The sequence below is a fragment of the Legionella cincinnatiensis genome, assembly GCF_900452415.1.
Classification (GTDB): Bacteria; Pseudomonadota; Gammaproteobacteria; order Legionellales; family Legionellaceae; genus Legionella; species Legionella cincinnatiensis.
The window spans coordinates 2,510,215-2,534,258 of the sequence record NZ_UGNX01000001.1; the positions used below are offsets into that span (position 1 = coordinate 2,510,215).

Consider the following 24,044-nt stretch of genomic DNA (forward strand, 5'->3'; position numbering starts at 1 on the left):
ACATGATGCGTCAGTATTACAACTTATCTGAACGTAATCGTTCTAACATTGCTTTGGCTGCTAACTGCTCTGCTTTTCGTCGATTGGAACCCTGGCCAAGGGTTTTTTGTTTCATTCCATGAACAGCACAAGTAATATAAAAAATTTGATTGTGCTCATCACCTTCTATTTGAGTCAATATGTATTCTGGAAGAGGAATTTTTTCTGCCTGCAAATATTCCTGTAATTGCGTTTTTGCATCTTTTAAGCAGTCATTTAAATTAGGACTTTCAAGTCGAAGTCGATATAATTTTAGAATCACTTCTTTTGCACAATCTATTCCACCATCCAGAAAAACAGCAGCGAAAATAGCTTCTAGCGCATCGGAAAGAATCGAAGCTCGACGAAATCCCCCGCTTTTTAATTCTCCTTGGCCTAAAAAAAGAAAATCACCCAGCTCAATTTCTTTAGCTAACTCGACCAACATCTCGCCTCGCACAAGAAATGAACGTAAACGACTTAATTGGCCCTCACTTTGCAAAGGGAATCGATGAAACAATTCATTTGCAATGACAAAGCTTAAGATAGAATCACCGAGAAACTCAAAACGCTCATAATTTTCACTACCCACACTACAATGAGTCAATGCTTGTTTGAGATATGCACTATTTTTAAAGTGATAGCCTAATCGTCTGCATAATCGTTCTAAATCAATTTTCACTACCTGCTACTACCTCTTCAGTATGATTAAAATCAAATAATAAACGTACATTATATATTAAAGGCTTTATCACTTGATATTTTAATTGGACCATAAACTTATTAGCTCCAATAGGTTCAATAGTTAATTGATTTTCATTTAAACTTGCTATTCCATTAATATCAAGACGTTTGTCCAAAACACTTTTCAACTCATTAATATCGTGCATTGAATCGCCTGTCAAATTAGATGCAGGTATAGAATTTAATTCATCAATCGACTTAATTATAGAGTAATACTGCCAATAAACAGGTACAACGCGCATGATCACTGTTGCTGCTATAACGAGTGCTACTATAGTCAGCAATGTTCCTATGAAAGTCATTCCCTGCTGCTTATGCATGCGCAATTCCTTGTTATTATCAAGCAAAAAACTAAATTCTTGGGGTACTTTTAAAAAACCTTGTCTTTACCCATTACTTAACATGAGCTTCGGATAAAGAATCTTTTTAGCTTCAGTCTTTACTTTGAACCATTCAGACTGAGGAAGCGCATAGCGCTATCTCGAAGTCTTAGCACAGAACTTGAAAATTCGTGCTGAGACTTCGAGACGGCATAAATGCCTCCTCAGTCCGAACGGCTCAAAGTAAAACCATGTTCGCTTATACGAAACTCACGTTATTTAAGGAATTAATTTTCCAATTTTTGACCACCGTACATTATCTGTTTTGCCATTCCAACTCATCCAGACCAAAAATGCTTTTCCTCTTAAATAAGGTTCAGGTACAAACCCCCAAAATCTACTATCTGCGCTATCATCTCGATTATCTCCCATCATAAAATAATTGCCTTCGGGAACGACAATATCAAAATCTACGGCAGGAACATCTGTTCTAACAAAAATATCATGCACTGTTCCATTCAAATTTTCTTGATATTTGGATACCGCTTTTCCAGAACTTTCATCAATTGTGTACTCAATAAAAGTCTGTTTTGCTTCTTTTCCATTTACGGTTAATACCTTATTGTGATAACTGATCTTATCACCAGGAATACCAATCACTCTTTTGATGTAATCATAAGAAGGATCAGGAGGCCAGCGAAATACAGCAATATCGCCAATTTTAGGATCGGATATAGAGATAACTTTCTTTTCCCACACAGGAAGTCTCAACCCGTAAATAAACTTATTCACTGCCACAAAATCACCAACCAACAAAGTAGGTTCAAGCGATCCAGAGGGTATACGAAACGGTTCAATAAGAAAGGAACGCAATATCAAAACAATAAAAAAAACAGGAAAAAATGAACGTGAATACTCAATAATCTTAGTAGGTTTTTGATCCTCTCCACGTTTTTTTGCCCAAAATAGAATATCAAGTAGATAGATAAACCCGCTGACAAAAGATAAGACAACTAATATTAAAGCAAAATTCATAACTTTAGATCCTAAATAGTACACCTATTTCTTTTTATCTGTTTGAAAAACAGCCATAAATGCTTCTTGGGGTATTTCCACATGCCCTACTTGTTTCATTCGCTTTTTACCCGCTTTTTGCTTTTCCAATAATTTTCGTTTACGTGTCACATCACCACCATAGCATTTTGCAGTAACATTCTTACGTAAAGCTTTAACTGTTTGTCGCGCAATAATATGGCTTCCTAATGCCGCTTGAATTGCTACATCAAACATTTGTCGTGGAATCAAATCACGCATCTTCTCTGCAATCAATTTACCTCGGCTATGTGCCGAGGAACGATGAACAATGACAGAAAGAGCATCAACACGTTCACTATTGATCAAAATATCCATTTTTACTAAATCCGCTTCCTGAAAGCGTAGAAAATTATAATCTAATGAAGCATAACCACGACTTACTGATTTTAAACGATCAAAAAAATCTGAAACCACTTCACTCATAGGAATATCATACGTTACAGAAACCTGTCGACCACTATAAGTCATATTCACTTGCACGCCACGTCTCTCGATACACAGAGTGATAATAGAACCAAGATAGTCTTGAGGTACTAATATATTAGCTCTGACTATAGGCTCATACATTTCTTTAATCTGTGGAATTGGTGGAAGAAGGGAGGGATTATCAATAAGTAAGATTTCCCCTTTTTGAGTTACTATTTGATAGACTACCGTAGGCGCTGTAGAAATTAAATCTAAATTATATTCTCTTTCCAGACGTTCTTGGACAATTTCCATATGCAGCATTCCTAAGAAACCACAACGGAAACCAAAACCTAACGCTTCTGATGATTCAGGCTCGTAAAATAATGAAGCGTCATTTAAACTTAATTTAGCTAATGCTTCCCGAAAAGCTTCAAAATCATCAGCACTAATAGGAAATAAACCCGCATAAACTTGAGGTTTAACCCGTTGAAATCCAGGCAGCTCTTTATCTGCAGGATTTTTTTCTAAAGTCAGTGTATCACCAACTGGAGCTCCTTGAATCTCTTTAATTCCAGCAACAACATAGCCTACTTCCCCTGCATTGAGCGCATCGAGTTTAGTGCGCTTTGGGGTAAATATACCTACTTGATCAACCTCATAAGATCGACCAGTAGACATCACTCGCATCTTGTCACCTTTGCGTATTGAGCCATTAACGATACGTACTAAAGAAACCACACCAAGGTAACTATCAAACCATGAGTCAATAATTAATGCTTGTAAAGGTTCATTAATATCCCCTTCTGGTGGGGGAATATGTTTGACTAATGCCTCAAGAACATCCTCAACCCCCAAACCAACTTTGGCGCTTACTCTTATTGCATCGTGTGCGTCTACGCCAATAATATCTTCAATTTCAGAAATCACGCGCTCTGGTTCTGCTTGAGGTAAATCAATTTTATTGAGCACTGGCAATACAGACAATGATTGATCAATTGCAGTGTAACATACTGCAACAGTCTGTGCTTCCACGCCCTGAGCAGCATCGACAACCAAAATAGCACCTTCACAAGCAGCAAGTGAACGAGACACCTCATAGCTAAAATCCACATGTCCTGGTGTATCGATAAAATTTAATAAATAAGTTTTACCATCTTTTGCCAGGTAATTTAAGGAAACACATTGAGCCTTAATTGTGATTCCTCGCTCTCGCTCAATGTCCATAGAATCGAGAACTTGTGCACTCATTTCACGCTCAGTTAAACCGCCACAAATTTGAATAAATCTATCAGCCAAGGTTGATTTACCATGATCGATATGGGCAATAATTGAAAAATTACGAATTCGCTTTAAATCACTCAACTGTCATAACCTTTTTGCAAATAGTGCATTTTAGCTTAAATATGCTCGGCCTGAAAGTATTTGCTAATGCATCATATTTTTAATAAAATTTGTCTCTACGTTTTAATATATATATATAGAGTATGCTATGAGACGAGCACATCGTTTGGGGTTTGTTGCACTAATACTGTTCTTTTTCTCCTTTTCAACTTATTCAGATACTGCGTTTACGCAAAGAAAAGATGTCCAACTTTTTATTAAAAGCATGGTGAAACAATATCATTTTAGCGCCAAAGAACTTACTGCGACAATGAATCAGGTAGTCATTCAGCCTCAAATCATTGAGTCTATGGAAAAGCCTTATGAAAAGAAAAACTGGGATGTGTATCGAGACCTATTCTTAACTCCAGCCCGTTTAAATAGTGGGCTAAATTATTGGGTAGCGAATAGAAAATCTTTAGAAAAAGCACAAAAAAAATACGGTGTTCCCCCAGAGATTATTGTAGCAATTTTAGGCGTAGAAACTTTATATGGCGAGAAACAAGGTGAATACCGAGTTCTTGATGCCTTAGCAACGCTGGCATTCAACTATCCTAAACGCTCGCCCTATTTCACCAAAGAATTAAAAGAATACTTACTTCTTTGTCGTGAGCATGGGGTTCCTGCAACACGATATAAGGGCTCTTATGCTGGAGCCATAGGTCAACCTCAATTTATGCCAAGCAGCTATCGTAATTTTGCTGTTGATTTTAACAATACTGGTAAACGTGACCTAATCACTAATAACGATGATGCTATAGGAAGTATTGCAAATTATTTCTATCATCATGGTTGGAAGTCAAATGATGGAGTTGCACAACATGCTGTATTAAGAGGAAACCAATATAAACATATTCATGTGAATCCTAAAACAGCAAATTACTCCTATTCACAATTAATAGCCAATGGAGTAAGACCTATAACAGCAGCGCATAATCATCCTTCACGCGCAGGTTTGATTGAACTTACTACTGCCCAAGGAAATGAATATTGGATAGCTTATCCAAATTTCTTTGTCATTACTCGTTACAATTCAAGTCCTCAATATGCGCTTGTAGTTTATTTATTAGCCCAACAATTAAAACAGCAATGGACAACAATGAACCTCAAAAAACATAGAGCTTATACTTAGGAATGGATACTCTTTTTCTATTCACCAAACATTTGGATGAAAACGGATGTTTTTGTCTAAAAATTGATGCAGATGGAACATTAATCGTTCCACCTGCAAAACGTGATTTCACTGAAATCAAAACCTTGCAAAATGATTGTAAAACTTTAGTCATTGAAACAAGCGAACAAGCCAGCCTTCTCAATCTTGAATTGTCATGGCTTCCTGAACGAAAAGCCAGAGCAGCAATCCCTTATGCGCTAGAAGACAAATTAGCACAATCAGTCGATGAGTTGCATTTTGCATTTGATAGAGCAAGATATCAAAATAACCAATACTTAATTACCGTAGTAAGCAAGCAAAGAATTCGCTACCTGATGCAATTGTTTCAGGAGCACGACATCGAATTTGTTGGAATTACATTGGACTGGTTTGCTTTAGAACCCAAAGAACTCTGCTTTAATGAAGCAACCCTACTTATTAATACCGACGAATTTAAAGGCGCTCTTAAAGAAGAACTGATTGATATCTATCTTAAAAATCATCCGGATCAACAGCCTCTACTTTTTACAGATAGCCTCTCAGCTTACCCCAGCCTTCTCCAAAAACAGGAATGCTCATCATCTGTCTGGATTGCACAAAGAATATTAAAAACTAAATTAATGAATCTCTGTCAAGGCGAAATGCAACATGGAGATAAAGCAAATTTACTGAAAAAGAGATATTTACTTACTGCTGCATTTTTTTGCCTTTGGTTAATATCGCTTTTATCAGTGAATGCTATTCAGTTACATTCATTAAATAAACAAATCCAAAAAATTGATGATCAGATCGCTGTGATCTATCATGAATTTTTTCCTGATGCGAAACAGATTATTAGTCCTAAATTTCGTATTACACAACTTTTAAAAAACAATAATGAAGAAGATCAAAATCGTTTTTGGTTTTTGCTCAATCAATTTGCTAAAGTAATGAAAAATGATCGAATTACTCTAGAGCAATTACGGTTTCAAAATAAAACTCTCTCTGTGACTCTAATAAGTACTGACTTTGCCAGTCTGGAAGAATTAGAGAATGAGTTAAAAAAACTTCAATTAAAACTAAAGCAAACCCAAGCATCTACCCATGAACAGCAAGTTGTTGCAACTTTGGAGTTAACATGAAATCTTATTTGAGTACACTCAATGAAAGAGAAAAATGGATGCTTATTGGAACGGGACTGTGTCTTCTTCTCTACATATATTATCTTTTCTTATATACCCCATTAAATAATAGCGTAACCCAAAAATCGGCACAATTAGTTGATAAAATGAACACGCTACAGTGGATGAAAAAGATAAAGCGACAAGGTCGTACAACACAAACGAAACAAATAGTGAATAATAGTCAATTATTAACTGCATTAGCAACCCAACTTAAAAATGATCCTACTTTGAAGTTTCCTTATCAGTTGCAACAAACTGGTTCTGGTGATATTCAACTCACTTTTGATGCGGTTGCATTTAACTTATTTATTGCTTGGCTGGAAAAAATTAATCAAGGATATGCCATCACAGTGAAACAATTTGAAGCAGATCGCACAAAAACACCAGGCGTAACTCGTTTAATGATCCTCATTAGTTCTACAGCAAAAACAACATAAAAAGCTAGACTGAAAAAAACCACTTTTTTTAAAGGTCTTCTGGGTGTGGCGCATGAGCCAACAGAGCAATTAAAGATACTGAAAAAATAATCCTCGCGATCAATAAAGATGTAGGATTTGTTGCTTTATATGCAATACAACCAGAAACGAGACATATAATTAGAAAAGCATAAGTATGAGAGAACATTTTTTTCCCTTATTGCACCTATTTTAATCTAAGTATAACTATTGTTGTACACTACTCCAATTAATCACTGAAGCCCTATTTTTAATTTCAGGTGGTAATGCATTAAGTGCTTTTTGAGCCTCTTCAGCACTCGTGTATGTACCATATACTCCTTTATAATGAGTTTTACCATCGCGATCATATTTTACTTGAGCCATACGATCATTTTTTGGGGCTTTATAGAGGACTTGCGCTACTTGAGATGCCTTATCTCCTTCAGCCAGTTCAATCGTATAACCTTGAGGACTCTGGCTATTTACCCAAGTTTGATCTCTATCCTTAAATGATACCGGAGAATGAAGTTCTCCTACATGATATGAATCAGGAACCACAACTTCTTGTTTTTGCCTATAGCTATAATCATAATTCATCGTATTGTAATTATTTAATGTATATGGTTGGGCAGGATCATAAACATAGGTAGGATAATTTGGATATTCATTATTCTCCATCATTGAACAAGAAGACATACTAACAGCACAAATCCCTATAAGCGCTAACTTAAATGTATCATTCATGATCATTCCCCTAATTTATAATTCTTTTTATTATTTGTTACGCCTTGAACTCACAACAGTGTCAACTTAAGAAAAGCTGGTTCCTATTCTTCTGTAGCCCGGATTAGGCAAAGCCATAATCCGGGAAGTATGATACAAAATTCCCGGATTACGACTGCGTCTAATCCGGGCTACCCGTACTTAAATGGACACTATTACCCAAACTCAAAGCATGTATTCAACCTATTAGTATTTACAATTCCTCTTGATTACTATATCTACGTATTTAGAAAAAACTTTAGGTTTTTGTGTTGTTAAAGAACAAATTATGTCTTACAGTAATTGTTTTTATTAGGGCAATCACTTATGTGGACACACAGACGTTCAGGACAAACCAATCAAAGAGGCTCTCAAGATCATCGAGATCCCTACGAGCGAGATCGAACACGTGTCATCCATTGTCCGGCGTTTAGAAGATTACAAAGAAAAACACAGATTTTAGGAACTGATGAAGGGGATTTCCATCGTACTCGTCTCACACACTCCTTAGAAGTAGATTCAATAGGCCGTAGTATTGTCCATAATCTTTTGATAACTCAAGAAAAGCATTCAATGCTTTCTGGTTTATTACCCAATGATGATCTTATTTCTGTTATATGTTTACTTCATGATATTGGCCATCCACCTTTTGGTCATGGAGGTGAAGTAGCGCTGAACTATATGATGCGCAATTATGGTGGTTTTGAAGCAAATGGACAAACGCTAAGGCTACTTACTAAAGTAGAAAGCAGTTATGGAACTTATGGCATTGATTTAACCCGACGTACACTTCTTGGTATTCTCAAATATCCAGTAAAACGATCTTCTGTAGTTGCACCTCAGCAACCCCCAGTCCATGATTCCATTCATAAAACAATCAAAATTAACGACTGGTTGCCTCCTAAAGCTTATTTTGATTGCGAACAGCCCGAGATTGATTGGTTACTTTCCCCTTTTTCCAATAATGATAAAAAATTATTTCAATCGCTTACACACCTCCCCCAAGGAACAAAGGCAGGTAAATCCGCTTATCATAGCTTTGATTGTTCCATCATGGATATCGCTGACGATATAGCTTATGGGGTTCATGATCTCGAAGATGCCATTCATTTAAGATTAATAAACCCTGCCCATTTAGATACCCAAGAGTTCAGGCTACTTTTAGCGAATACTTCATTAAATCATCGAAAAACTCATCTCATTGATTCTTTATTTTCGTCAGATTTATATTCAAGAAAACAAACTATTGGTGAAATGGTTAACTATTTCATCACTTCTACTCAGATCATTATCACCAACGAAAATTTTGAAAATAATTTACTTAAATATAATCTTGCATTAATTCCGGAGGCAGATGCACTGCTCCATTATTTAAAACAATGCATCTACACCAATGTTATTGATTCTCAAGAAGCACGTACTTTTGAGTATGGCGGCCAAACAGTGGTACTTAGATTATTTGATGCCATCAGCTCAAATCCTGGCAGTTTATTAGATAATAAAAATAGAATATTGTTTAAAGAGGCTGAGGATGAAATTACTGCATATCGAATTGTTTGTGATTATATCGCTAATATGACTGATGAATATGCCTATAGAATGCATGAGCGATTGTTTGGGTTTAATACAAGGACAATTTTTGAGAGGCTTTAATTCCCTGCATGCCTGATTCGTTAAGTTAACATCATTGCGGAAACGCTTAGCTCAAATGAAAACCTTACTAAGTGGCTTTCATCAAAAGATGAAACTCATTCAACATTGCACTTATGGTTTTAGAAATTTTGAAAACTCCAGATTAAGGGTTAAAGTTTTGTGTTCTTGATTAATGCCCGTACATGGGAAAGAACCGTGATATATAGCACGCGTAGCCTGGTTGCTTGCAACCAGGATTTCACCTGATTGTCGATCCTTTAATGCCAGCATAAAAAATACGTACCGCTCCAAGTTTTGTCTCCTCTGTAATTGACCCTGAGGTTTTTGCTCTTCTTTGTGAACTTGCACCACATAAAATAGCCTCTTTATTATTACAAAAGCCTGATAATCTTTGCCGCCTCGATAAATCCTGGTTGCAAGCAACCAGGCTACGTCTATGGACTCATCCGTTTTTGCAAGTAATTAGCTGTGAAAAGTGAAGTATTTGCATCCGTATATCCGACCATCCAAAGAGCGACTTATTTTATTCACTCGGGCCCTGATGATATTCGCACTCTGCCTCCTTTATCGCTTGCACGGACAATAATGCCCACCGTAGCCCACAGGTATTTACAGAGTAGATTTTACCCTTTTCACATCAGCTGTTATTTGCAAAACTCAGGTTCGTATTTTATCGTTTTAATTGGAACAGTTGGCCTATTATCTTGTTGTGCTGCTATGACTATTGCTCGTGCATCATTCTTATCATTTTTATTTCCTCATAACCCTAGGACATGAATTTTCGAGACCAGTAATTTGAACTACTACAAGCGTCCATCACTATTTTGCAAGAAGGTAAATTTGCAATTAACGTAGGCAATTCTGAGCGCTTTACTTTTTTGCCTAGTATCTTTTTTCCATGCTCATTTACTCCATGCAATTGAAATACTTCTTTTGCCAAATCCATGCCTAATAACGTAATATTCTTCATTGGAATCTCCTTCCGATAAGGTTGGGTGGACCTTACCCTTTTGGCTCTTATAGTTGCCGGGTAACAGGGAGGATGAGTCCATATCATTGCTTGCTGCATATCGAATTGTTTGTGATTATATCGCTAATATGACTGATGAATATACCTATAGAATGCATGAGCGATTGTTTGGGTTTAATACAAGGACAATTTTTGAGAGGCTTTAATTCCCTGCATGCCTGATTCGTTAAGTTAACATCATTGCGGAAACGCTTAGCTCAAATGAAAACCTTACTAAGTGGCTTTCATCAAAAGATGAAACTCATTCAACATTGCGCTTATGGTTTTAGAAATTTTGAAAACTCCAGATTAAGGGTTAAAGTTTTGTATTCTTGATTAATGCCCGTACATGGGAAAGAACCGCGATATATAGCACGCGTAGCCTGGTTGCTTGCAACCAGGATTTCACCTGATGTTCGATCCTTTAATGCCAGCATAAAAAAATACGTACCGTCCCAAGTTTTGTCTCATCTGTAATTGACCCTGAGGTTTTTGCTTTTCCTTGTGAACTTGCACCACATAAAATAGCCTCTTTAATATCTATTGCAAAAGCCTGATAATCTTTGCCGCCTTTGATAAATCCTGGTTGCAAGCAACCAGGCTACGCCAAAACACCGCACTGCAAAGCAGTGTATGCGTTTAATACCTCTCTTTCTTAAACTCGTTGCCAGTCTGAAAGAAAGTCCTTTTGAATCACTAAAGACTCTAGGTAAAACATTATATCAATGGCGAGAAGAAGTGGTTAGAATGTGGCGGTTTACTAAAAACAACGGCATTACGGAAGGCTTCCATCGCAAGATGAAACTGATTCAGCGGCGTGCTTATGGGTTTAGAAACTTTGAAAATTACAGGTTAAGGGTTAAAGTTTTGTGTTCTTGATTAATGCCCCCGAATTTGGGGAAGACCCAACACAAGCAAGGTCAATTTATATTTAACGGTATAAACTAAACGATGGCGTCCCCAAGGGGGTTCGAACCCCTGTTCTCGCCGTGAAAGGGCGATGTCCTAGGCCTCTAGACGATGGGGACCTGGAACTAAATGTACTACTAATACTACTATCAACACAAAAATGGCGTCCCCAAGGGGGTTCGAACCCCTGTTCTCGCCGTGAAAGGGCGATGTCCTAGGCCTCTAGACGATGGGGACCTGGAACATTTTTTACCCATCAACATCTAAGATGTTGATGGTGGAGCTAGGCGGGATCGAACCGCCGACCTCTTGCATGCCATGCAAGCGCTCTCCCAGCTGAGCTATAACCCCAAAATTAGGTTCGCAGTTTAATGAGCTCCCTCAGCTCTGTCAAGTAAATTTTACATTTTTCCAAAAGAAGATACTTTTAATTCCCAAAATTAGGTCACATCCCTAATACTTTACATGATTAAATTAAAATACATGAATTGTCATAACCCTAGATTATACGATCCACTTCGTAAGCTTAGAAAAAAGAAATAGCTTCTATTCTATTGCTTGATTATATAAATCCTATTAGAAACCTAAAGTGCTTATGCATATATCTAAGTTTGATTAAACCATTCAGTCTAACCCTTAGTTCTTGCACTAATAATCTCAATTCTTTGCTGAATAGCTTTCTAGAGTGCAATAGCACCATCATTCTTCAGACTCAAGTCTTCCTTATGCACCACTACTCACCCCTGACTGTATATTTTTATTTCATTTAGATTGATATGCTATCATATAATATATATGTATTTCAAATGGTGTAATATATGAACAGCGATCTCATTATTGATATTGAAGAATATAATTCTCAATATAAAAACGCAGGTTCATTAGCTGAAAAACTTGAAGTTATTGTTGCTTTCAAGTCATACATCGCTAGCTTTAATGATGGATTTTTTGGTCCAGAAGTCGACGAAAATGATGAAAATGAAGTTATTCAGAAACTAGAGATTATTGAAAAAGACTTAAATGAATATTGTCTCAAGGAAGGTATCAGCGGAACAAACATTAATGACATGTGTGAAAAAAGACAACAAGTAAGTAATTTAATTGCAGAAGTCGAGATCTTAAACAATCGAGAAAAAAAAGTAGAAGAAAAAAAGGCCCAGAACACCCTAACTCAAACAATCGCTAATGCTTATCATATTTATGATACTTGCCAAAAAGCATTGCTAGAAAAGGACTATGTATTGCCCAGTGAAAAAGAAGAATTACAAAAGACAGCAGAAAAGTATATGAATATAATGAAAACTCTTTGTAATAGAACAAATAATACACTGACATTGATAGCAGCTAAAAGAGTTTACCAAGCAATTAATAATGAAGATGAGTTACCAAAAAAATTAAAGCTGGATGGAGATAAATATAATCTGGTACCTAACGAAAGTATTAAGTTAAATAAGATTCCTGCAGAGAATAATGCTACTAGTACAGCAAAATATAGATGGAGGAGGACAGCAAAACTTGCTTTAGCCAAGGAGCGAGGACAATTATTGGAAGTGAACGAGGTGTCTAAACAACAAGACATCAGTGGACAAACAAAAATGCTCGAGCCTAAAGAGCGTGATCCACATCGTGCACTCATTCGAGATGGAAAGATTGTAAGATATGATAGAGAGTTAACCACAACAACTCCTGTTGATACAGCAGATATGTTGTCTCATGGTAAAGGAGGATATTGCGCTTTTACGATTAACGCGGATGGAGACATGTATCTTTTTAATCATAAAGATAAAACGGATAAAGTGGCTCATTCAACCATGACTGAAGGTGGATTAGTATTAGGCGCAGGTGAAATGCAAATTAAAAACGGTCAAATCGAAGTGATTACTTGTTATAGTGGCCATTACCGACCGGGAGTTAAAAACATATATGAAACTTTAAAATATTTGGCAGAAAAAAATGTGGATATTTCTCAGATCAAAGTTTCTTTTTTAGATGAACCTAAAGAATTAAATACTCTTACGAAAGAAACTATTAATTTACCAGAAAGAGTTGTACATAGTTCCGGAGAGCTTCGTCATATTGAAGAGGTTCTTTCAGATATTTCTCACGAAGATCGGCAAACCCACTTAGGCTTACGCTATATTTATAATGCCCAAGATATAGTCAACCATATGAATTTGCTTTCAAAACAACAGACAATTAAGGAAAACTTATCCGAAATTAAAAATATAGAGGATCCGAATAAAACTACTGAGCAAATAAAATTTTCAAATAATTGATGATCCTATCAATGTAAATAATGCTGCTTTTATAGCTCGGTTGAGTGCAAGAAAATACTCAGCCCCCCTAAAAACCCATTTTTATTATCGCTATCAAATGATTTAAAAAAGATTTTTATGAATATTTAATCTACATGACACGCTTTGTACATTCTTTTTTTTTCATTATAATGAAATCAATTTTAATGAAAAAAGAACAGATACTTTTCTTTTTTGCCAGATAATCTGCTGAACAAAGTTGAAAATAGTTCTGTATATTTTTCTAAATTCTACAGGAGTTTCGTTGTGGCTCAATCTTCAAAAAATAAATATCTTCAATCCCTACTCGAAAACTTGATTTCTTCATATGAAACTGAGGTCAATTATAATCCCTTAGAAATTGAACTGGATCCAGAACAGGTCTCTTCTCAGGACCTTGATATTTTATTAGATTTTATTAACGAACCACGCAAACGTCTTTTTATTTTTAAAATCCCTGGTAATGAACAAACTTCAAATCAACTCGCCCTTAATGCACGTCGAACAGTATTAAATAAAACAGCAGAAACAATACTCCAAAATACCTTGAGTGGGCCTAAAATTTATCCTTTAAAAAAAGCTTTGGCTACAAACTCTCAATCTGTTCGAGCTCGTATCCAAATTCAAAAAAACTTTATATTACCTAAAGCTCCTAGCATTCAAAAAGATATTCGGCAAGAACATATGGAACATATAGTAACAGAAGATCCTGTGCTAATTTCTGTTGAATTGCCTGAGTTTCCTGCACTTACCCGGCAGCTTAAAGCTCTAGGTATTAAGCACTTCCAAAAAACCGCTGCATTAAAAATTAAAGAATTTTCTTATGCATTTAAGGATGGAATTATTCCCAATAATCTACCCAAAGGATTTTATATTAATAAAGACAAACAAGCGCTTTGTTATACTGATACCCCAAGAAGACTTCCCTCTCCATTAGCTCCTACACTTAAAAATCAAACCCCACTAATTTTACCCACTACAGAACTAATAACTAATTTATTACCGAATATTTCTCAAAGCACCATAGCGTTACTAATAAACACCTCTTACTCAACAGCACAAAAAAATGCTTTAATCAGTTTATTTCCTAAATATGAAGATGAACTCAAAGCACTACTGCAAATTACTAAACCCAATAGCCAATCTATTATTTCACAAAAACAAATCCAGTCTATAGTTCCATTTTTGTGCAAACAATTTATACTTGGTGGTGAAGCACATACTCTTTTATTAGTAAGGCTACTTAATACATGCTTAAATAAAAAAATTAATCTTACGTTTCTTGAGAATCCAGAAGTACAAAATTCACTTTTGACTACCCGGGGTATTAAAAATCTTCAAAAACTAGTCCATCTCCCCGCAGAACAAAAAGAATGGTGGAATAGTTTAGTCACTGCTCATCTGAACTATGATAAAAATAGTTTTGACTTTAACACTTTTTTTGAGGCTTATACTCAAGTATTTCTACCGAGAATCGCAGAAAAAAATTTGACTCTCCCGAATCCATGCCCCATTGAACATAAGGGCCATCTTCTTATTACATTAAACCGGGTATTAGATGTTATAGAGCATGCAGAAAACCCACAAGAACAGTGTCTTTCTTTAACGCAACTTAATTGGGGGCCAACAGGCGTACACCATGCGATGACGCAAAAATATCCCCCTCAACAATTGAAGCAAGTCGCTTCTTGCATGAAAATCGAAAATCCTGAAGATACAATTACTGATCCAGAGATCATTTACCAACAAATCGAAAATGAACATTGTGAACTCACACCATGGTTATTTCGATATATGGGACAACATTGGAAAAAAGAACTCAGACTGTCCGATATTCAAACTCAACTGCATGACATTGAAAAACTTAGCTCCTGGACACCGCTACAAAGAAAACAATTAATTTTTATCTTAACCTGCACTTTTGCCGATAAAGTGGCTCTTAACAGCGAACAATGGAAACAAAATCTAACAAATTGTATTCACTCATTACAACAATTACATCAAAATCAGCGAAGCGATTTATTACAGGCTTTTACACGCTGCTTTAAATTTAAACCCATCCCTTCTTTGGCACAAATAGATTTTTTATTAAAACAATGCATTGACATTAAAGATGCATTTCCCAATAAAAATTTTAAAAATGATCTGATTGAACCACTTCTCTCTTGCTTAGAGAATGAAGGATTTGATGTATTTAACATACTACAAGAACGCATTCAAAAAACTGCACCATCTCCAGAAGACAATCTACACTCACTTTCCGTCATAAATTCTTTCACGACAATAATACAAGAGAGCCGCCAAATTTTGTCCTCTGATCTCATCAAATTATTAGCAAAACTCAATGAGCCCGCTTTAACTCAGCCAAACATTAATAAATTATTATTAGCCTTACAAAATTTAAACACTCAAAAAGGTGATGCTTTTAAAGAAATCGTTTTGAGCGCTTTAAGTCAAATTAATATCTCTAAATCACAATCATTGCCCAAAATTGAGCAAATTCAAACACTACTTGAAATGCTGGCAAACTCACCAGATTCCATTCCAACTGAAAATAAAACAGTCGAGAAACAAGAAGCTTGGATAAAAGAATACATCATGGAAAAAAATCTTTTACCAGGTTGCGTGATAGGCAATGGCGATATTTCTAAGCTTGATGATCTGATTGTCGATGCATTAGTTGATGCCATAAAAAAGCGAAGCGCTGCATTTAAAATCGATACCCTAAAAGCGGTGTTACAAAAAAATCTACAAAGCTTTATCGTACCACAACAATTAAGAGAACAACTGAATCAAGAATTAATACCACTTTTTGATGCAGTAAATGATCTGGTTACTTTATTACAAAGCCCAAACCCCAAGTTTCCAGATGTGATTGACAAATTACGTTTTTTTGAAGAGAAAAAACCTATATTACTTAATGGCATGTATGGAGTAGGTATTCTTGGAAAAACAAAAGGGGAATATATTTTAAGCTTCTTGCTTACGGGAAAAAGAAGTGTGAATGACAATACTACAGGCTCAGCATTTGCAACTATTTTAAGTCAGTTGCATGGATTATTTATTTCTGAAATGAATGCCTTCTTTAGTAATCCCCAAAATAAACTTATGGTGAAAGACTTAGATATAAATACAAGTCTTTCTTGGATGGCTGCATTTAATGATACCCATTCTTTAACCTTTTTTTTCAAAGAAGAACTCATTCAGAAGAAAGTCTTACCCGCATTAAAGAAAACACTTCAACAACTCAATACCCAAGATCCCGAGTTTGAAAGAAGTATTCTTAAGGAAGCAACCTTGCTGGTTGAAAATGCACCTTCTGATCAATCCTTACACGATTATAAAAACAAAATTGAATCCATCGCCAATTATCTCAATTTACTTATTGATATTCATGAACGGTTACCTGAACAATTTAATAAAATCTATAAACAACTGAATTCAGGTGCTTTAGCTCGCTTAAATTATACTCAAAAACAAATTCTGATTAATAAATTAATTCAAGAAAAGATCGAAAATCTAGATCTCTATTTAAAATTAACAACACAAGCCTTGGAAGAAAATCCTGAGGCAGACAGTACAGCCATTGAACGGGGAATTCATGGTTTAGTTGAACTCTTCGAGTTAACTGATCTTGATCATGAAGCTCAAGTCATGTTCTTGAAAATGAGCATGGCTCATAATTTAAAAAGCACTAGTCCTTTTCCCTTAGCTGCATTAAATGAATTAAAAAAATCGGATCTTCCCGAACATATTAAGTCATTAATTATAAAAAAAATAATTCATATTTTAACCGAACTTTCAGGGACAACCTCTCCCGAGCTCGTCCAAAGTCTTGTCCAGCAAACTCAATTATTCTTAACTCATAATCAAGGTCAAGCAGAACTTTGTATTGCTTTATTAAACCGTTTTTCCCCAGAAAACCCCCATCAGGATCTCACTGCTTATCCTCTTATTCTTCAACAATTGACGCAAATCAATTCAGAAAATAGAGCAAAAATTGCAACAATTTTAACTGGCCTTGCCCAAAACAAAAAAGACTATACAGTCAATTTATCTGCTCTATTAGAAGTAACTAAAGGTTTAGGACGACGTTCGTCCGTAGATATTGATCAAGTTTTAAAATTGTTTGCCACTTCTCCCTACCCTAATACTCAAAGCTTAAATTCCGCATTACTTGCCCATGACTCAGAGAAACTCCGGGCCTATTGTTTAAGCTTTGATACGAATCCCTTTGCCAAAACAGGGGAACAAAGAGATTTAAGCAAACAATTTGCAACCGATAGAGTAAAAGAAGCATTAATAAGCTTGCAAGATTCACTTCATGAAATAGATTTACCTCATTCATTACAATTAAAACTTGCCAAGCAATTAACTTTTATCGAAACATTGGGCTATACCGATCCATTAAACCCTAGTGATTTTAAAACATTAAAAAAATTAACTGCAAGTTCGCGGCACGATTTAAAAGAGCGAGCAAAAACATTACTGACGCAATTACGTTCAAAATCAATTGATCCAGAGCAAGTCGAAATCACCTATTTAGAGCTTTTAGCCTATCTTAGAGAAATTTATTTTCGCACTACAGGATTATTCCCAAACACAACGCAAATGCTTATCCTTTTACTTGCTCTAAATGATCCCTCTTCCAATTTATTAATGCGTATCAAAACTGGAGAAGGAAAAAGCATCAATACCCCAATGCTCTCAGTATTACAATGGACCCAAGGTGGAACCGTTGATCAGTGTACAGCTAACCCACAACTTTTAATTCGTGATTTCGAAAATAATTGCGAACCATTTTTTAAATTTTTAGAAATTAAAACAGCACTTATTCAACGTGACAGCCTTCCAGAAGTCTATAAACAGGATGGAATCAACTGCTCTACGGTTGAAGATATGGCCTTTTTCCGCTTGTCTGCAAAAGAATCTAAAAAAGAAAACCTACTTGAAACAAACGGACCTATCCATGTTGTTCTAGATGAGTGTGATGATGCCCTCTTAGATCAAGTAACCCTTTATAAATTAGTTGCAGAAAATGAAAATTTAGATAACAACCCTGCTGAGTGGATTTATCCACTTGCTTATCAATTTATCAATCTACCGACATTTCGCAATATTGATCCAGCACAAGGCAAAATTTGGGATGAAGAAGAAGACCTGGAGCAATTTCGTTTATTTTTAAATAAGGAAATCAATGAGCAATTCAAGGGCAGTGTTGAAAAGCAAAATTATTTGATGGCATCAAGCAATACTCAATTAAAACAATGGATTCATGCCAGTTGTATTGCAGCAACACTTGTAGAAAACAAACATTTTATTATTCAACCGTTTAAAGAAAAAGATGAGTCTGGGCATGAAGCAACCAAAAAAATTATTTGTGTGCCACTAATACGCAGTACTCCTAAAGCAGGCTCTATTTTCACTGAGGCAGTACAGCAAGCGTTACAAGCTCGTTTGAAAGCTGAGCGAAAAGATCATGCTCAATATTTTGTGATTGATCCAGTTCCTTCCGTACTATCTAACCAATCAGCCCGAGGTTTAATCAAGTTTTACCAAAATACAAATGGACGCCTGCTTGGTATTTCTGCAACACCTGGAGATAAGCGAGAACTAGAAAGCCTAGCCACTGCAATTGGTACGCAAGCAATTAGTGTTGCTCCCTACGCTGGTGATAAACGCATCAATCACGAACCTGTTTTTACTTTAAATCGTGAAGAAACCATTCAAGCGATGCATAAAACCCTGGACAAGATTAAATGTTCTATTACTAAACCAACAATGGAAATCAATCCTGATACCGAGATTCAAACTTATGCAGAGCGTGAAGCATTAATTACGCAAACTAAAAGTGCTATTGAAAAATGGAGCCACACTCAAACCCAACCTATCCTGGTCATTAGTGAAGATTTTGATGAGGCACAAGCACTTGGTGCCAGCTTAAAAGCATATAAAGATCAAGGATTCAAAATTCAAATTATCACTGGAAAAGAAAGTTCTAGTGAACTAGATCGCATTATTAAGCAAGCGGGACAAGTCAATACCATTACGGTGGGTACAGCAATGCTTGCAAAAGGCATCGATATAAATACAGGAGATCACCCTAAAGGCTTATTCGTCATCCAAACCTACCCCGATACAGAAAGGATGACCACTCAAATTGCTGGACGTGCCGCTCGAAATGGCAAGCCAGGTGAATGGTTGCCTATTTACCAAGTGAAGCCACCAGAGGATTTATTAACCCAATTTTTTTATTATGTTTTTCCCTGGAGACGCCAACGCATTAATGAACGTGCTGTTGAACTATTAAGAAATAAAATCAAATCACAAGCGACTATTGATGGACTATACACTCAAGCGATTGATGAAGCACAACACATATTAATGCAACAAATTGAAGCCTGGGAAGGATTACTCCTAGAACTTTACCCAGAAGATCCTAAAATACAATTTGAATTCTATCAGTGGCGTGAAGCTCTTTTAGGGGAACTCACTCGTTCCCAAGAAACAAGTATTTCCGAGAGTACTCTTGCTACAAGCATTAACCAATTTAAAAGCTTTGCATGCAAACTTTGGGAACTTGCTCGCGAAGAAAAATGGGCAGCTAAAGCAGAAAAAGCAACACACATGACTCACGAACAAAGTCTAAGACTAAAATATTTAAAACAATTAGACTTCGCTCAAGAATTGAACGTACAAACTCAATTACTGCAACAGTCCAAACCATTTACAGATGCGACCAACGCATTAATACAGCAAAACCTTGACACAATTATTGCTGATAAAGCTGGAGCCGTGCTTGACTACACAAAACCTACTGGTCAAATGAAAACCGATTTGGAGCTTGCACAAAGCAAACAGATTCTACCTCGACTGATTGGAGAATTCTGCGCTGTTTGTCCAGAAGCAATAGAAAAATTTTTCCCAACTCACTCACAAAATTCCTCGTTTATACCTGAAATAATCACCAATGTGATTAACAAAGTAATCGAGAAAAAAAATAAAATTTTATATAACGAGGAAAAGGAAGAACTGACTGCAAGTGTTATTCAATTCTATCAAAAGAAATTGATGAAGGCCGATCGCCATAAAGTCCAAGAATTGTTATTTCAAATGAAGTCATTAATGCTCAATCACTGCCAAGAATCCCGTCAGTTTCCATTAATTGAACAATTTAAAATTCAAGGCTTGGTTCTTAATTTTTGCACTCTATATCAAAATTCAGGTTTACCCCCAGATATCCAGTTAAAAAATCTCCAAACAGATTATAACGAAGAAGTAATGAAACAACTGGCCCAACGTCTTTGTGCGGAATTTTACTGGGTAAAAGAAAAGCCAGAACCTTTTCATGCGTTATTTGAACGTACCGTAGCCAAAGAAGCAGCCTTAATTCTTTATAAGCTAGCGGAGAATGTAATGACCTCAGGCCAAGACAAAGATAAAATTCAGGCTCTCTATATGGGACTTAAGAAACAGCAAGCAATTTTAAAAGATAAGTATCTGTTTTCAATAGGCCACTCATCCCCTCGCAATGTGATTAATGATGCCTTAAATGCAATAGATTCATTAACTCATCCCCTACATTGTGATCTTGATTTTCAAAAAAACTGTCATGACAAAGTGATTTCAGACCACCACATCGCCGCATTTCGTCATCATTTGGCAAGCACATCACCGTACTTCTTCGAAACTTATGATCCCATTTGGAATCATCTAAAAGAAGCCTTACTTAATATAAGTTATCAGAGCCAGAATAACCCAAGTCATATTGTACAAGAACTCTATGAAGCCACAGAACGATTTAGTACTTATGAAGCATACAAGCCTTATTCAAATCAACTTAATGCATTGAAAAAAAAGCTTCTTAGTTCAATTAAGGAATTAAATAATACTAATGGATTACACCAAGACGCTCTAGAAAATTTATTGACCCAAAAAACAACTCAATTTGCGCACTTATTGAATGTAAATCCTGAGCAAATTCGTATTCAAAATGGTACTGATGGAATCCAATCCTATATAGAAATACAAGTGGCAGATGCTCCCTTAAAAGAAGGGTTTACAGGATATCAATCTGCCTTCTTATCCCGAATAGAAAATGAACGAAATGAACTCAAAAAGCTACAGGTAACACTTGAAGAGAATAAAGAAGCTCTTCTTAACTTATCTGATAAACGTATAATTGACGTTCTTCCTCTGCTAAAACGCGCAGAATTTGAGAAGTTATTTAGATTAAAAGCACTTGGAGCAGAAGATTGGAATAGCATAAATATTGATCGCTCAGAACTTCCTGAATTCATTCAAAAAAGGCTCACCCAGACTGATGAAATGAGGCAATGGAATTGGACCAAAAACCCAGTCGATCTCGGTCAACTAAAAATGATGTTAAATACAAATCCAGATGAATTTTTTATTGATCTCCTTGATGAACAATCAAGAATAAGTAAGAATCTTGAAAATATTCGTAGTAAAATACAAAATACTGAGGAACAAATCCGTCAACAAGAGAAAGAAATATTAGAGACAAAAAATAGAATTAAAGCAGCACAAGAGCGCCGACAACAGTCTGATTGCGGCTATGTAGAAAGCGCTTCTCTAATGAGTCAAATCCTTTATCATCAAGGAAAAATTATTTACTTTAATCAATTAATCGCAAAATACGACCAACTGATACAAGCAGCTCAAAATGAAGAAATTGAGTGTATCGAAGGATTACGAAATCATAATCAATTACTTGATGATAAAAGAATCGAGCTCATAAAAACTCACTTGCAACAAACAAAACACGAGCTTATATCCTCGCTACAAGAGAGCTGTAAACAACAAATTACTAAAATACAAAAAGAGTTACAAATTACAGATCCCACTATTGACGCCTTAGAAAATACTGAGCGCCAAAAATCACGCTATCAAACACAGCGCTTTTTCAAAACAAGTGAGATCTTAAAATATGAAGCAAGTTTATCCCATGAAGAAGAACTCATTCCTAAAAAAACATCACTACAAAACATGCTTTTTAACAAAAAAAATCGAATAAACAGAGAAAGTCATCAAGCATCTTCTTTAACTTGTAACGTATAATTAATGGAAGTTCGACCTAAAAAATAATGTAATTTTTTAGGTCGAACCATTCCAATTTTAAAACGGGATCTCGTATCAATGTCGCGCATTTTCCGGGATAACGTTCGTTTAGCGCCACAAAAGACATAAAATATTGAACTCACGCTAATTAGGATAATTCATGATATGCCACAAATACCAAATGATATTTGCAGTATCATTTTGCGTGGCTTAAACTGATCATAAGGAAATGATGTTGCCATTTTTTCCTGCGTGGCTGCTAGATCCAAAGGAATACTCCGCAACATCCACTCTAACTGACTCTCGTTGGCCAGGTGCTTACCCATTAATGAGTTGGTTTTTGATTATTTGATAAGATTCAAAGCAACGACACGAAGAGCCACCTCTTCAAAATAAAATACAGGGAGTTTTATGAAGATACTATTAGCCTTGCTTCTATTTACACTAATGAGTGCAAACTTATTTGCAGAAAAACTCATTATTGGGGCATCATCCTTCAATCCACCCATGGAAATGCGAGCGACTACAAATAATGTATTTACAGGATTTGAAATTGATCTCCTCAATGAAATTTGTCGTCGAATTAACGCTACATGTGTCTATGAACCCATGACCTTTGAAGATATTATGAAAGCTGTAGCAACAGGGAAAGTTGATTTAGGTATAGACGGCTTTTTTATTACTCAAGAACGGCTTGCCTCTTATTTATTTAGCCTACCCTATTTACAAACTAAAGCCCAATTACTTACAACGGTTGATTCTAATATTGATAGCACTAACGTCAATACAGGAAAACGTATCGGCGTTGAAGCCGGAACCGTATTCAAATCTCTTCTAGAGCAGAAGTATGATAACGTTAAAGTGATCAGTTACGATAATCAACAAAATATGTTAAGAGACTTAGCTGATGAAGACATTGATCTGATTATGTTTGATTTTATTGGCGCATCATATTGGGTACATACCAACCCAGCCAATTTTAAACTAGTTGGCAAAGCAATACCTTTCGGTATGGGTTATGGAATTATGGCTAACCTCAATCAAGGCGCACTTATCTATAGAATCAATAATGCGTTGGATGCTATGGAGAGAGATGGCACTTATTCAAGTATTTACTCCCGATATTTCTAATGGAGCTACAGGGTCTGTTGACAAAAACTTAATAGCCATGATAAAAATAATTCTGTTTCCTGGAGCAGTTAGAAAAATGTTAAAATTTTATACTTTTATTAGTTTAAGTTTAATTGCCAGTATGGGTTTTGCTAAACCTTGCTCCCATTACAGAAGTTGTCTCATATTAAAAAATCAACATCCTCAATTTGCTATGATTAAATGTAATGGGTTAAGCGCCGTTACTTCAGAGGGAAACACGGAAGGATCAACACAATTGGATTTAAGTTATGGAGATGGACTTGGAGCTCCTGAGCCGCGGGCTCTTTATTGCTCATTTATAACTGCACAAACACAACACGACTTTAATTTTTATAATCCCTACTGGGGGTCACGCATTGAATTCAATCTAATCTCAGAAAAACAACTTGATGTACGTGTTATTGATGGTTGGGGTTCCAGAGATACCAAATATAAATTTAAGTGGTAAAAATTGTCTCAAGTACAC

15 protein-coding genes, 3 tRNA genes and 3 pseudogenes are annotated in these 24,044 nt (G+C 35.9%); 11 read left to right on the top strand and 10 right to left on the bottom strand.

The features are described from left to right. Positions 1-16 precede the first annotated feature (16 nt). The 4 genes from rnc to lepA all read right to left on the bottom strand — a co-directional run bounded on the left by rnc (position 17) and on the right by lepA (position 3,947). On the bottom strand, positions 17-700 hold the full coding sequence (gene rnc / locus DYH34_RS11320) for a ribonuclease III (RefSeq protein ID WP_058466307.1): 684 nt from the start codon (positions 698-700) through the stop codon (positions 17-19). Then, a complete protein-coding gene (locus tag DYH34_RS11325; RefSeq protein ID WP_058466306.1) occupies positions 690-1,082 on the bottom strand; it encodes a DUF4845 domain-containing protein in 393 nt (130 codons plus the stop codon). Before DYH34_RS11325 ends, rnc begins: the two co-directional genes overlap by 11 nt. Positions 1,083-1,361: 279 nt before the next feature. After that, complete coding sequence (gene lepB, locus DYH34_RS11330; protein ID WP_058466305.1) at positions 1,362-2,117, bottom strand: signal peptidase I; 756 nt, start codon at positions 2,115-2,117, stop codon at positions 1,362-1,364. Positions 2,118-2,141: 24 nt separating this feature from the next. Further along, positions 2,142-3,947 (bottom strand): translation elongation factor 4, encoded by a 1,806-nt coding sequence (gene lepA, locus DYH34_RS11335; protein WP_058466304.1) that lies wholly within the window; start codon positions 3,945-3,947, stop codon positions 2,142-2,144. Positions 3,948-4,074: 127 nt separating this feature from the next. Here lepA and mltB point away from each other — a divergent pair, with 127 nt between their 5' ends. The 3 genes from mltB to lspM are packed head-to-tail and all read left to right on the top strand — an operon-like array spanning position 4,075 to position 6,718. Next, positions 4,075-5,097, top strand: a complete 1,023-nt coding sequence (gene mltB, locus DYH34_RS11340) for a lytic murein transglycosylase B (RefSeq protein WP_058466303.1) — start codon at positions 4,075-4,077, stop codon at positions 5,095-5,097. Positions 5,098-5,099: 2 nt separating this feature from the next. Further along, positions 5,100-6,239, top strand: a complete 1,140-nt coding sequence (gspL, locus tag DYH34_RS11345; protein WP_058466302.1) for a type II secretion system protein GspL — start codon at positions 5,100-5,102, stop codon at positions 6,237-6,239. Then, on the top strand, positions 6,236-6,718 hold the full coding sequence (lspM, locus tag DYH34_RS11350; protein ID WP_058466301.1) for a GspM family type II secretion system protein LspM: 483 nt from the start codon (positions 6,236-6,238) through the stop codon (positions 6,716-6,718). The genes gspL and lspM overlap by 4 nt, the downstream gene beginning before the upstream one ends. Before the next feature lie 225 nt (positions 6,719-6,943). Here lspM and DYH34_RS11355 read toward each other — a convergent pair whose 3' ends face one another. Then, entirely contained in the window at positions 6,944-7,462 is a 519-nt protein-coding gene (locus tag DYH34_RS11355; protein WP_058466300.1) for a hypothetical protein, read from the bottom strand. Between the two features lie 345 nt (positions 7,463-7,807). Between DYH34_RS11355 and DYH34_RS11360 the strand changes: the two genes are divergently transcribed. Further along, a complete protein-coding gene (locus DYH34_RS11360) occupies positions 7,808-9,133 on the top strand; it encodes an anti-phage deoxyguanosine triphosphatase (protein ID WP_058466299.1) in 1,326 nt (441 codons plus the stop codon). A gap of 766 nt (positions 9,134-9,899) precedes the next feature. On the opposite strand, the gene DYH34_RS11365 is transcribed toward DYH34_RS11360, so the two are convergent. Next, positions 9,900-10,103, bottom strand: coding sequence for a transposase (locus DYH34_RS11365; protein WP_115342611.1), 204 nt, complete (start codon positions 10,101-10,103; stop codon positions 9,900-9,902). Between the two features lie 89 nt (positions 10,104-10,192). Here DYH34_RS11365 and DYH34_RS18750 point away from each other — a divergent pair. Both DYH34_RS18750 and DYH34_RS11375 read left to right on the top strand, forming a co-directional pair. Beyond that, positions 10,193-10,309 (top strand): annotated as a pseudogene (locus tag DYH34_RS18750) (hypothetical protein); the annotation flags it as partial. Between the two features lie 70 nt (positions 10,310-10,379). After that, positions 10,380-10,478, top strand: a pseudogene (locus DYH34_RS11375) (transposase); the annotation flags it as partial. Between the two features lie 88 nt (positions 10,479-10,566). Here DYH34_RS11375 and DYH34_RS18080 read toward each other — a convergent pair. After that, entirely contained in the window at positions 10,567-10,734 is a 168-nt protein-coding gene (locus tag DYH34_RS18080; RefSeq protein WP_157061471.1) for a hypothetical protein, read from the bottom strand. A gap of 17 nt (positions 10,735-10,751) precedes the next feature. Here DYH34_RS18080 and DYH34_RS11380 point away from each other — a divergent pair. After that, a pseudogene (locus DYH34_RS11380) lies at positions 10,752-11,021 on the top strand (transposase); the annotation flags it as partial. Between the two features lie 73 nt (positions 11,022-11,094). On the opposite strand, the gene DYH34_RS11385 reads toward DYH34_RS11380, so the two are convergent. From DYH34_RS11385 to DYH34_RS11395, 3 genes are all read right to left on the bottom strand, one after another. Continuing rightward, a tRNA-Glu gene (locus DYH34_RS11385) sits at positions 11,095-11,170 on the bottom strand. 42 nt (positions 11,171-11,212) lie between these two features. After that, positions 11,213-11,288: transfer RNA gene (locus DYH34_RS11390), tRNA-Glu, on the bottom strand. A 38-nt stretch (positions 11,289-11,326) separates the two neighbouring features. After that, a tRNA-Ala gene (locus tag DYH34_RS11395) sits at positions 11,327-11,402 on the bottom strand. Between the two features lie 467 nt (positions 11,403-11,869). Here DYH34_RS11395 and DYH34_RS18410 point away from each other — a divergent pair. From DYH34_RS18410 to DYH34_RS11420, 4 genes are all read left to right on the top strand, one after another. Beyond that, entirely contained in the window at positions 11,870-13,327 is a 1,458-nt protein-coding gene (locus DYH34_RS18410; protein ID WP_238589547.1) for a hypothetical protein, read from the top strand. A gap of 285 nt (positions 13,328-13,612) precedes the next feature. Further along, a complete protein-coding gene (locus tag DYH34_RS11410; RefSeq protein WP_058465726.1) occupies positions 13,613-22,426 on the top strand; it encodes a preprotein translocase subunit SecA in 8,814 nt (2,937 codons plus the stop codon). A gap of 411 nt (positions 22,427-22,837) precedes the next feature. Next, on the top strand, positions 22,838-23,557 hold the full coding sequence (locus tag DYH34_RS11415) for a transporter substrate-binding domain-containing protein (RefSeq protein WP_058465725.1): 720 nt from the start codon (positions 22,838-22,840) through the stop codon (positions 23,555-23,557). Then, positions 23,520-24,026, top strand: coding sequence for a hypothetical protein (locus tag DYH34_RS11420; RefSeq protein WP_238589546.1), 507 nt, complete (start codon positions 23,520-23,522; stop codon positions 24,024-24,026). Before DYH34_RS11415 ends, DYH34_RS11420 begins: the two co-directional genes overlap by 38 nt. Positions 24,027-24,044 lie beyond the last annotated feature (18 nt).